The organism is uncultured Shewanella sp. (assembly GCF_947495455.1).
Classification (GTDB): Bacteria; Pseudomonadota; Gammaproteobacteria; order Enterobacterales; family Shewanellaceae; genus Shewanella.
Map to the genome: position 1 here is coordinate 1 of NZ_CANLZC010000133.1, position 12,644 is coordinate 12,644.

Consider the following 12,644-nt stretch of genomic DNA (forward strand, 5'->3'; position numbering starts at 1 on the left):
TTCCCAAATAAAATCAACTTCCTGGGAATCACCTGTGAGTAAAAAAACTGGGGATTCATCAGTACCCGTGATACTTCGAGATACATGTTTTCAAAGTGCGTAAAAGTGCCTAATTCAAGGCGTATGATTGCTGAAATGCTTATTGCCTTTTAAGATCATGCAACGTAGAAGTTGGTGCTTTTACACACTCCCAAAGGGCTGGTTTAAAAGCCTTTTATACTGTGTTATTAAACAACGGCTTAGAATAACTAGGCTCGATGTTCAATGCCTTGTCTAAAAGGCTTTTAATTCCAGCTGAATCCTGCAGTTTGAAGTATCACGGGTATAAGTACATTGAATTAACAATTTATCGAGCATATTGGGGAAGCGATGATGATCAATACGGTGACACAAGATGATTTTAATGCGTTAACTGAAAAAGCGAGTCAAGTTAAACGAAAGAGGGCTCATTTCAATCTTCATGAAACCTTGAATGCCAATGTACAGCGGTTACTTATGGCCATGGAGCCTGATACTTATATTTGTCCTCATCGTCATGTAGAAAGCCATAAATGGGAAATGTTTATGCTGCTTTCGGGAAAAATTGACGTGCTTATTTTTGATGATGACGGCTGTTTATTGTCTCGTATACATATGAGTCCAATAGCAACACGCGTGATCCAGATACCTGCAAATACTTGGCATACTTATGTGGCGCAACAAACGGAAACCTTAGCATTAGAAATTAAGGAGGGGCCGTATATTGCTCAGACAGATAAAGAGTTTGCGCCTTGGGCGCCAATAGAAAATACGCAGGAGGCGACTGCTTTTCTAGAAAGATTACGTGCGTTATCCCCTTGATATTTGTAGAATTTCAAGATAAATGTTTGTAGAGTCTGTAAAAGTGCCCAATAAAAACCAAGCTTTTTATGAGAGTTTATAGTTGTAATACTATACAGAATATCAAAAGCTTGGTTGCCATTTTTATTGAGCCACTTAATTAATCACTGACTGGATGACGGGGGCTGTTGTGCTTGTGATCTAAGGGCTCATGTTTGTCAGTGGCTTGTGCTTCTAATAAGGCTTTCAATTGACGAATTTCTAATGCTAATTCATCCAGCGTGATTTTGCCTTCGGCTTTGTCTTTTTCGGCTTGGGCACGGGCATTTTCATCTTCTAATACATTGACCACAATTCCGATCACCATATTGAGGAAAGCAAACGCGGTAAGGAAAATAAAACTGAGATAATAAATCCAGCTAAAGCCATAAACTTCCATGGTTTCATACATGACGTCAGTCCAATCTTCAAAGGTCATGATTCGAAATAAGGTCAGTAGTGAAATGGATATGTCACCCCAAAGCACGGGATTGATTTCGGCAAAGAAGGTGGCACCAACGGCAGCATAAATATAAAAGATAATAAACATGAGCAGTAAGACGTAGCCTAGTTGCGGTAAGGCGCGCAGTAAGGAGTTTAATAACAGGCGCAATTCAGGAATAATAGAGACCATACGTAAGACTCTGAAAATGCGCACGAGTCGACCAATAATGGCCATTTCACCATTTTCAATCGGGATTAAGCTAACGACGACGATGAGGGTATCAAAGACATTCCAGCCATTATGAAAGAAGCGTTTTTTATTTTCTTCTGCTAAAAAACGTACGCAAATTTCAAAAAGAAAAATGAACGTAATGGCCATGTCGAGTAATTTGACCATCTCCACCAGCAAGCTTGGCATATTATAGGTTTTTGCGCCGATGAGCAGGGCAGAAAGAATAATGATACTGACGACAAAGAGTTCAAAAATTTTATTATTACGTAAGCGGATTGATAACGCTTGAATGTTTTTTATATCCATGACTAAACATTAAATCAAAGTAGAGTTAACAAGGTGGCGATTGTAGAGGAATTAACGGCTTGGGCAAAGCAAAAGCTGCTTCGATTAATTAAATAAGGACGTTTTTGAAAAAAGAGAAATGATTATCTTCTTTTGGCTGCGATATGCAGTGGTTTAGCGGCTTTATTACATCTAGTGTTTATCTTTTGGGGGGATGACGGGTATCGTTTTTTCGGTGCAGGTGAGGCTATGGCCCAAATGGTCGAAGCAGGTGCACTTTATTCAACCTTAGTCACCTTGGGCATTACATTTATATATAAATAAATTAATATGATTTAATTGGTTATTTTTTTGTGTGAGTGAAGGTTTGAATCAATATTTCAAAGCAACAATCGATACCAGTGTCGATCAGTTATTAGGCATTGTCCCCATTGCTGTTATTGTTTTTTGTGTGTTGAAGTATCCTGTTTTATCAGAGATTGCCGCTGAGGTGACTAAGGTCAAGAGGCTGGTTTTAGTCCGCTTCTTTGTTGGAACCATGGTAATTGTTATGCTCAGCACTTTATGGAGTTATGTTGAACATCTTCAATGGCAACATAGAATTGAAAATAATCTTTTTTTGCAAACGAAAGGGTGTATTACTGATTATCAGGTTGTTGGGCCGAAGCCAGAAACGCGGTTGGTAGCTTTTAGGGTTAATGGGGTGGATTTTCAATTTAGCTCTATTGATTCCGGCCCTTTTTTTAAAGGGGGCGGGGAGCAGGATAATGTCATTAGCAATGGCTTGTGTGTCGCAATTGATTATTTGTCCGATGGAAGCCGTCATCGAATTTTAAAAATCTTGCTGTTATAGTCAGTCCGCTTTATCCTCTGTGATAAAGAGCAAGAGTCGCACTGCTTTTAGCTTTTATTTATTATGTTATCCATTGATAATAGGACTATAAAAGCAGTGCTTAATTGTACTTTAGTTATAATAATCAGAAAGCTTTTGTCACTGGGGGGATTTTATTCTCCTATCGCTTGCGTGAAGATCTGCTCTTGGGCTTTTTGAGTGGCTTGATCGAGAGCGGTTTTTTTACGTTCGCTGTAACGATCCAGTAAAAAATCACTCTGATCTCGAGTTAAATAGGTGAAGCGCATCAGCTCTTCCATCACATCGACAATACGATCGCGAAAAGACGAGGCTTTCATGGTGCCATCCTCATGAAATTCATTATAGGCTTTGGCTATGGAAGACTGATTGGGAATCGTGAACATGCGCATCCAGCGGCCTAAAATACGCATATTATTCACAGCATTAAAACTTTGTGAGCCGCCGGTGACTTGCATGACTGCCAAGGTTTTGCCTTGAGTCGGCCTAACCGCACCTGATGAAAGTGGGATCCAATCAATTTGAGTTTTTAGCAAACCGGACATGTTGCCGTGTATTTCTGGTGATGACCAGACTTGGGCTTCTGACCACATGACGAGCTCGCGCAGTTCTTGCACTTTAGGGTGATCGACCGATCTCCCGCCGTCAAATAGGGGTAAACCTTCTGGATTAAAAAAGCGCACCTCGGCGCCCATGGCCGTTAATATTCGCCCAGCTTCTTCTGCGCTTAAACGGCTATAAGAACGTGGGCGTAATGAGCCATATAAGATGAGCACTTTGGGCTGATGGAAGGCCGTTGTTACGGGACTCACACTGGCGTTGCTTTGAGCTTCATTCAATGGCTGCACAAATGGCGGCATAGTCGGTAATGTCAGGTTAACGTCTTGCTCACTTAAATAGCTATTTAAGCCGTCTTTATGAGTGAAATCTTTCATTTTGTTTATCTCTAATAATGTTATTTACTTATTAAGACGAGCAGAACTTAAAAAAGACGACAGATTTTTATTTTTTGTTTTTTTCTCGTCTTTTTCTCGTCTTTTGGCTTGTTTAAACGTCTTACTTATAATGAATATATGAATCAACTTGAGGTCAGTTGGCGTGACGTTAGAAAAAATATGGAATGAATATCGGTTAAATTTAAAGGCGTTTTTGCACACTAAGATCGCCAATGAGGCCGATGTCGAGGATGTGTTGCAGGATATTTTAATTAAAACCCATCAACATTTACACACTGTGCGCACTGAAACCAGTGTCAAAGCCTGGTTGTTTCAAATTGCAAGGAATGCCATTAGTGATCATTATCGGCGTCATAGTAAGATCACTCAGATTGCACTGGACGAATGGCTGACAGTCAGTGATAAAGGTGACGATATTCATCCATTAAGTGTACATAGCAATAAGGCGGACATGAATGAGCAGGTAAAACAAGAATTGATTCACTGTATTGAGCCTTTTGTTCATGGGTTATCTACAGAGAGTCGCCAGTTATTGATCGCCATTGAGCTGAACGGCATGTCACAAAAAGCCTATGCAACATCCCATGGTATTGCTTATTCCACCTTAAAGTCGAGAGTAAAGAAGGCACGAACTCAGCTACGAAAAGTGTTTGACGATTGTTGCTATATGCAACTGGATCGCCGAGGTCAGCTTATGGATTATGAAGTGAAAGAGGGGAAAAATTGATAAGCATGCTGTTTTTTTGATATTCAGCCTGTTTTGAGCAAGCTAGAATGGGCCTTTGTTAATGAGAATGAAGTGGTAGTATGAGCGGGCAAATAGGGCTAATTGTTAGTGGGTGTATTAATCAAACATTATCTATCGATTTTAATGATACTCAATCATTGGATGTTTCTATATGGGATCATATTAAAGACTGGGTATGTTGGACTAATGTGGCGAATACTAAACATGCCCTTAAAGCACTTGTGGAGGCCGAGTCGATACTAGCTGCCAATAGAGCATTAGATCAAGTCAATGATTATCTTGCTCCCGCTTTTAAAAACAGATTGTGCATACAAGCTGATACAGGAAACTATTGTCTATTTGATGGTGTAAATAAATTAGCGCCGCTTAAGGTTATCCCCTTTGCTAATCTGCCAATGCAGCAATCAAGCCAAATAAAGGAGGATCTTGTTAAACAGCAAGCGCCAGTGGATAGCAAAGTGAATAGTCAAGCCGAGCCCGCAGTTCAATTAGACACTCAAGTTTATAATCAAAAGAATACGCTTAACCCCATTCAAGTTGATGCAAATAGCTTAGCTTCAGTCCATCAAGCCCTTAATCAAAACGGTGTGGTTAATCCCACTGTTGCAAATAATATTGATGCAAATGTTGGTGCAAATGACACTGAGATTAAGGATATTGCTGATAGCTTAGATCCAGCCCATCAAGCCATTTGGAAGAAGCTGGAGCAGAGTGTTAACCAAGACAATAAATTTGACGCAATAAAAGTACTCAAGGGTTTTTTAGGGGGGCAGGATGCAAAAATGGTGAGTGCGGCGTTTAATCAATTGCGAGGTTTCTTGAACATGGGTGATCAGGAACGGTTAACGCGCATTATGACATTGACAGAAAGTGGTGCGCCACTGTTTCGATTTTCTTTTGATGGCACAGACATAAAATCCATTCAACATGGCGCACAAGCACAAGCACAAGCACAAGCACAAGCACAAGCACAAGACGATTCGATTATTGGGAAAAACAATGAGGCTGCGTCAGTTGTGGACATGGATGATATGGACGTTAATGAACAGATTATCGATGACATAGAGGCAAAGGATAAGCTCCCCCATTGGATAGGGCAGCCATTAGCGTTGGGCCTTTCACCTGTCGTGTCGCCAAACATAAATTTAGCGCCTGCGAATGCGAATTTCGTATTTGATGTGGATGACACGTCCTTGTTGTCACCAAAAGAAAAGCCTTCAATACACCCAGACGCTTCTCAAAATCAATTACAAGCAAAATTAAATGAGCATAGGTCTATGCAGCAAACGGTATTGGATACTGGGCTAACATTAAATCAATTGGCCAGTGTTGGATTGCCTAAGCTGAATTTAGCTCAACTTGTACAAACCGCCAGCATTCAGGTTGATAAACAATATCATACGAAAGATCTTTGGGGTAAGCCTTGTTATGTCTCTAATTTCCATGTGATGGATATTCATGGTGCGGCTCACCTTTCCTCCATCCATCGCTTAGGTTATGGGGCTTCTCAGGCTGGGATGAATGATGAGTTAACCTTTGAATTAAAGCTGTTAGCTGAGAGTCAGGTGCATGCATTAGTTTCAGTGGCACATGATGAGACAGGGCAATATGACAATATTAAACGTCTGATCAAAGAACATCATTTAGGTATTGAGCATATTGCCGAGGAGAAGCATTATTTAAAGGATTTTGATGTTAAGCGGCCTAAAGGTGGGCATCAACCTGAGCAAATTCAGCAGATTGTCAACACGTTAGTGGAATTACAGAATCAAGGTAAAAATGTGACTGTGCATTGTGGCTCCGGCAATGGGCGCTCAGGCATGGTGAAAATGGCATATCAGTTGTACATGAATTTAACTACTCAGATGTTGCCAAATGAAGATGCATTAAAGCAGATGATTAGTAATAACTTAGGGAATGGGCACTCTATGGAAATTAAGGACATCGAGAAGTTACCTAAGTTGTTAGTGACAGCCATACAGACAGTATTAGCACAACATGAAACTGGCCTAGAGACGGGTTATGATTTAGAAACGCTAATGCATTATTATGATTATTTGGTTAATAAGTTACAACAGGCGAGCCAAGCGCCAGCTCAAGGGACGGTTTCCTTGATGCAGCACAATCAGCTTGCTTCAATAGAGAAAGCGGATGAGCCCGAGCCAAAGCTTGAGACACAGCTCACATCGTTAAAAGCCGCTTCGCCTGAGGCACTACAAGCGCAAACGCTGGCTCAACTTGTACAAAAAGAGCAACAACTGAAAGCTGAAGTTGATCGTATATTCTCACAGGGGACAGCTGATTATGTCCGTTTTGAGAATGAGGACAAAGCGATCATTGATGGTGTTACCATTGCGCTTGAGCAGGCGGATTTATTCGTTGATGATATCTTGGTGGATCACACTGAGCGGATGATCCGTTTTTATGAGGCTATTATCGATGCAAACACACAGTACTGGGAGCAACTTTTGTCAGCATAATTTGCGAACTTTCATAGTGTTGTGCGATTTTTAATACATATCTATCGATGCAGACACACAGTACTGGAAGCAACTTTTGTCTGCATAATTTGGCAATTTTCATGGTGTTGTGTGATCTTTAATACATATCTATCGATACAGACACACAATACTGGAAGCAACTTCTATCAGCATAACCCCTCTATCTTAACTGGCTCTTGTTGGCCTTGTTAGACTAATGCTAATAAGGAGCAGTTAGATATCCTCACTGATGAATCCCCAGTTTTAGTCATTGGGGATTTTCAATAATCTGATTTTATTTGGGAACTGTCATGATGTTGTGGGATCTTTAAGTTCGACCAAGAACAAAAAACGCAAATATCATGAAAGTCGCAACGCAATCCATACTCGGTTTTTTAAGAAATTGAAATCGACTTTACTCAAAGGCTGTCAACCCATCATTATGGCCGATGCTATTTTTCGCAGGCTTTGGTTTAACTTTGTCGAAAAGAAAAATGGGCATTGGATTAACCGTATAAGAGATAGAGTTTCGCTATCTCAAGATGAGAAGACTTGGACAATGGCTTATCAATGGTTAAGTAAGTGTACCTCAACATGTGTATAGAAATGGGTTGTAATGTTGTTTATGTAAAATGGTTTTAATTGTTTGGGTTAATGTTTTTCATATGTTAATATTGTGTCTTATGTTATTGTTTAGGCAGGCGTTTGTTTTTTATGCACTTCATGTGTTTCTATGAACGCTTTTAGCTTAAGAATTCAATTTTCACATGGGATGTGACTCAATATTGTAGCTATGAAAAATTTTAAAAAAATTAAAAATACCTTTGTTTTATTTCCTTGTTTTTTATTAAGTACTGATTTAGTTTATGCCGCTAATAGTCAGCGGTTAACTGTAAAGGATTCTCCTTTAATCGAGCCACAACAAGTCAATACAGTTAATACGCCTTTCACCTTAAACTCATCTACGCCGTTGCAGACGCGTTATGCTTTAAAAAGTATGAGTGAGTCAACAAGTATGGGCTTGTCTCATCAATCACGGGTGACATTATTGCCACCGATAAATACAAAGGTGCCTGCAACTAATGTATTGACACATACTCGTTATCAGCAGTTTTTCGATGATATTCCTGTTTGGGGTCACGAGATTGTTATTCATCGTGATGCCACTCAACAGATCATAGGTTTAAATGGGTTACTAGCATCAAAAATAGAAAATGATCTTACAAACAGGGGATTGGGTAGCGCAACGACAATTCAGTTAGGCGTTGAACGTCGATCACGTTTATTAAACAAAGTAAAAGCTTGGTTTGAGCTGGATGATGATTTTACTGTTTCAAATGAAGAGACTAAGCAATATATTTTTATTGATGAGCATAAAAAAGCGCATCTCGCTTTGTATTATCGCTTACAAGTCGTTGATGAAAAAGGCAAGGTTGCTCAACCTATTTTTATCTTGGATGAGCATACGGGACTGGTATTAAAAAGCTGGAACGATTTAAAGTTCGTTGAGGGCACAGGACCTGGTGGTAATGAGAAAACCGGTGAATATGAATATGGAACTGATTATTCGGCGATGAGTATTTCACAAGTGGGCGATAAGTGCTTGCTTGAAAATGACAATGTGCGTACGGTTGATCTTGAGCACGGCTATGATAATACTGAGACCTTCTCATTTGACTGTTCACGTAATACTCATAAGGCCATTAATGGGGCTTATTCACCGTTAAATGATGCACATGCTTTTGGTACAGCTGTATTTGATATGTACAGCGATTGGTATGGTCGAGCACCATTAACCTTCCAATTACTGATGAAAGTGCACTATAGCAATGGTTATGATAATGCCTTTTGGGACGGAACGTCGATGACTTTCGGGGATGGTGCGGATAAGTTTTACCCATTAGTATCATTAGATGTGGTGTCCCATGAAGTGAGCCATGGGTTTACGCAGCAAAATTCAAATCTCATTTATGTGGATCAATCTGGCGGTATTAATGAGGCTTTTTCCGATATGGCGGGCGAAGCAGCAGAAGTGTTTCTTCGAGGCAGTAATGATTGGTTAATGGGGGCCGATATTACTAAGCAAGCCGAATCGTTGCGTTATTTTGATGATCCCACTAAAGACGGCTTATCGATTGGCCATGCTAGCCAATATGTTGCTGGTATGGATGTGCACTTTAGCAGTGGTGTGTTTAACCATGCTTTTTATCTACTGGCTAATAAAACTGATTGGGGTGTCCAAAAAGCCTTTGAAGTCATGGTTGATGCGAATATTCATTATTGGACAACGAACACGAACTTTATTGATGGTGCCTGCGGTGTTATCAATGCGGCAAATGACCGTGGTTATTCGTTTATTGATGTGATCAATGCCTTTAATGAAGTCGGTGTGATCTGTGATAACTTGCCTTTTATTGATAGCGATCAAGATGGAATGGATGACAGTTGGGAGCAAGGTTATGGGCTGAATAATGCTGATCCTGCGGATGCGGGGTTAGATTTAGATAATGATGGCTTAACCAATCTAGAAGAGTATGTTGCCGATACCGATCCTTCATTAATTGATACCGATGGTGATACATTAACGGATCTTGATGAGGTCAAGACCTATTTTACTAACCCTAAGTTAACTGATTCAGATAATGATAAAATGCCCGATGATTGGGAATTGTTATATGGGCTTAATCCTGTCAATGTATTAGATCGACTCAATGATTTAGATAGTGATAGTTATTTGAATTATGTTGAATATATTATGGGCAGTGATCCCACGGATGCGCAGTCTTTACCTGATTTTATTAATACAGCCGCTTTTTCCTTTGAAGATAATGAAGTTCCAGTACAGTGGACAATGGCATCGAATACAGAAGCGAATTGGTCAACCACAAGTGAAACGGCTAGTGAAGGACAATATGCTTTAACTTCAGAAACGATTGATCATGATCAATTTGTGCAAGTTAACTGGACTCAATATTTCTTGGCTGGCCATATTACCTTTGATTTTAAATTAGACACAGAGGAAAACTGGGATTTTCTTAAACTTTACATAGATGGAGAATTGATCCAACAATGGAGTGGTGTACAAGATTGGACATCGACTTCAAGCTATTATCTTGATAGGGGCGAGCATAGCATTATTTGGGAATATGCTAAGGATGGCAGTGTTTCAACGGGGCTAGATACAGTATGGATAGATAATATTATCTTCAATCCACTTGTTGAGCACCCAGATAGTACAGATTTAGTCGATAGTGATGCTGATGGTATGCCGGATAGTTGGGAATTGGCAAATGGATTAAACCCTAATGATGCTGCGGATGCTTTACTCGATACAGATTTAGATGGGTTAACGCATTTACTTGAATATCGGTTAGGCACATTTATCGGCAATAGTGATAGTGATGGTATCATTGATGGTGAAGATGAAGGCCCTTTAAATGCAAGTGTTGGGCAAAATCAGGTACCGGCTTTTAGTTTATCTAATCGATTAGAGATTGAAGCACAAGGTCCATTAACTGAGTTAGTGTTTCCAGAAGGCTTAGTGGTTGATAATGGCTGGTTACCTGTTAAGGTGACCCATGATCATGATGCTGATTTGCCTGTAGGCAGTTACGAAGTAACGTGGACGGCAACAGATGTTGCGGGAAATATATCGACGGAGCGTCAAACTGTCGTGATTCAGGATACGACTGCACCTAAGATTAGTCATGAAGCGTATCAGGTTATTGCTGCAAGTGGGGTAGTAACGGATATTGCTCAACGGGTGGGAAGCCATGGTATTGACATAACCGCTTTTGATTTAGTCGATGGTGAGTTACCCGTTCATTTTGTGGGGAACACCCTTTATTCATCAGGGCTTAAACAGGTTGAAATTGAGTCGATTGATGTCAGTGGTAATATCGGGACGAGTGTGTTTGAATTAGGGATCCAACCTCTCGTTTCGTTACAAACACAGGTGCAAGTTGCAACGGGGGGAAGGGTTGATATTGCTGCTTTCTTGACAGGCACTGCACCTCATTATCCGGTAATACTTGATTATCGTATTGATGGACTGGCTAATATAATAGAGAAAAGCGCGATTATCACAGAAGGTCAGCAGGGCGTCATCAGTTTTGATTTACCGAGTGATGTGACGGCGGCTGATAATATCAGTGTACAATTAACGGCAGTTAATGGGGCGATATTATCATCTAATATTCACACTCGCGTCAGGCTCATTACCGAAGACTTTATGCCAAATGTGCAAGTACAGTTGATGCAGGCGGGAGAAAAAGTCAGCGTTGTCGATCCCAATTTAGGGGAAGTGGCGCTTAAGGTGATGATTGATGATGTGGATCCATTAGCATCGTATGATATTGTCTTTCAAGGCGGAGATGCGTTCGAATCGATTATCACGACTCAATTGGCTAGGGAAGTGAGGTTTGATCCCAGTGAGCTGAGTCATGGTCAGCACAATATGATGATTTCTGTTCTTAAGGACGATGCTAAATACAATAATATACTCTCTTTGAATCATGGTGTGATTGTATCAAATATGGCTCCGAGCCTCGGTGAAGTAGATACAGATAATGATGGGGTGAGTGATATCGAAGAAGGGCTAAGCGACACAGATAATGATGGCATTGCCGATTATCTTGATAATGATAATAATCTGACTCGTTTGCCTCTAATTGATAGTTTGCAGTTTGTTTCAACGAGCAGTCAAAGCCAGCTACGCTTAAGTTCATTTAATTTATTACATCATGGTTTCAGTGCAAGAAGTGCTGATGTTGTACTCGCTGAAAAAGTTGATAATACATTAATGACTGGAGGGAACACGCCTGTTATTAAAGAGGACGTGTGGACATCTGTCGTGAATGCGTTTGAAACCATCCACCTTGATACAGACAGTCAGTTAATTAGTCCACTCATTAGTGTGGATGTCATGGTCCCTAGCGGTCAAGTTTCAGCAGAGCTGCTATTACCTTTATCTCATCATGTATCCAGTGATGCTTTCTTAAGGGTTTATACACCCACTTTAGGTTGGTATGTGCTATCTGAAGATGCGAATAACACACTCGCATCGGCAACAATGGATGCAGAGGGGAATTGTCCGAATATTGAAGGTCATCAATATGTACCCGAAATGAAAAATGGCAAGCAATGTGTCAAGTTGATGATTGAAGATGGGGGGCTTTATGATCTCGATGGTTTGATTAATGGGCATGTGAGTCTGACCGCGGCAATAGCATCGAATGAGCTTAACCATTTACCAATAGTAAATATCACGGTACCTTTAAGTGGTGATGAGGGCAGTGTGTTGAGGTTGGATGCGTCAGGCTCTACAGATGAAGATGGTGATTTACTGAGGTATGAATGGGTATTTAATGAAAGCAGTCATATTGAATTTGTTGACTTAGGTAATGGTGTTATCGACGTAACATTGCCTGAAGTCGATGAAGATACGTTAGTTGGTGTAACACTAATTGTGAGTGATGGGAAAGAGCAAGTGATCAATAAAATGAACTTTACTATTAAGAATGTTGAGAAGATTGAGAATATTGAATCTGCGAAATCCAATGACTCTTCAGGCGGCGCACTTGCTTGGTTAACTTTGTTGTTATGGTTGACTTATTTGGGGCGCACATTTCAACGGAGTAAATGCCAGTAGCCGTTTACGGAAATATGTGATGTCAATATAAAAGCCCCGAAAGGGGTAATGCCGATCATTTAACGATTTATTGATCGGTTGACTGATCGTTTAAATGCGTCAAAATCCGAGTCCTATCTC

8 protein-coding genes are annotated in these 12,644 nt (G+C 40.3%); 6 read left to right on the forward strand and 2 right to left on the reverse strand.

The genetic code is table 11. The annotated features are described in order from the left end of the window. Positions 1–369 precede the first annotated feature (369 nt). A complete protein-coding gene (locus Q0791_RS22450) occupies positions 370–840 on the forward strand; it encodes a WbuC family cupin fold metalloprotein (protein WP_299011385.1) in 471 nt (156 codons plus the stop codon). Positions 841–979: 139 nt separating this feature from the next. On the opposite strand, the gene Q0791_RS22455 is transcribed toward Q0791_RS22450, so the two are convergent. Continuing rightward, positions 980–1,840: an ion transporter gene (locus Q0791_RS22455; RefSeq protein ID WP_299011386.1), complete on the reverse strand. Its 861-nt coding sequence runs from the start codon at positions 1,838–1,840 to the stop codon at positions 980–982. A 132-nt stretch (positions 1,841–1,972) separates the two neighbouring features. On the opposite strand from Q0791_RS22455, the gene Q0791_RS22460 reads away from it, so the two are divergent. Both Q0791_RS22460 and Q0791_RS22465 read left to right on the forward strand, forming a co-directional pair. Beyond that, positions 1,973–2,143 carry a hypothetical protein gene (locus Q0791_RS22460; protein ID WP_299011387.1) on the forward strand — a complete coding sequence of 57 codons (171 nt, stop codon included), beginning with the start codon at positions 1,973–1,975 and terminating at the stop codon, positions 2,141–2,143. Between the two features lie 43 nt (positions 2,144–2,186). Continuing rightward, positions 2,187–2,672, forward strand: a complete 486-nt coding sequence (locus tag Q0791_RS22465; protein ID WP_299011388.1) for a hypothetical protein — start codon at positions 2,187–2,189, stop codon at positions 2,670–2,672. 152 nt (positions 2,673–2,824) lie between these two features. Here Q0791_RS22465 and arsH read toward each other — a convergent pair whose 3' ends face one another. Further along, complete coding sequence (gene arsH, locus Q0791_RS22470; protein ID WP_299011393.1) at positions 2,825–3,550, reverse strand: arsenical resistance protein ArsH; 726 nt, start codon at positions 3,548–3,550, stop codon at positions 2,825–2,827. Between the two features lie 238 nt (positions 3,551–3,788). Between arsH and sigZ the strand changes: the two genes are divergently transcribed. The 3 genes from sigZ to Q0791_RS22485 all read left to right on the forward strand — a co-directional run bounded on the left by sigZ (position 3,789) and on the right by Q0791_RS22485 (position 12,524). Then, the gene (sigZ, locus tag Q0791_RS22475) at positions 3,789–4,373 is read left to right on the forward strand and encodes an RNA polymerase sigma factor SigZ (RefSeq protein ID WP_299011389.1); all 585 of its coding nucleotides are present in this window, start codon (positions 3,789–3,791) and stop codon (positions 4,371–4,373) included. 80 nt (positions 4,374–4,453) lie between these two features. After that, entirely contained in the window at positions 4,454–6,874 is a 2,421-nt protein-coding gene (locus Q0791_RS22480) for a hypothetical protein (protein ID WP_299011390.1), read from the forward strand. 793 nt (positions 6,875–7,667) lie between these two features. Beyond that, on the forward strand, positions 7,668–12,524 hold the full coding sequence (locus tag Q0791_RS22485; protein WP_299011391.1) for a M4 family metallopeptidase: 4,857 nt from the start codon (positions 7,668–7,670) through the stop codon (positions 12,522–12,524). Positions 12,525–12,644: the final 120 nt, after the last annotated feature.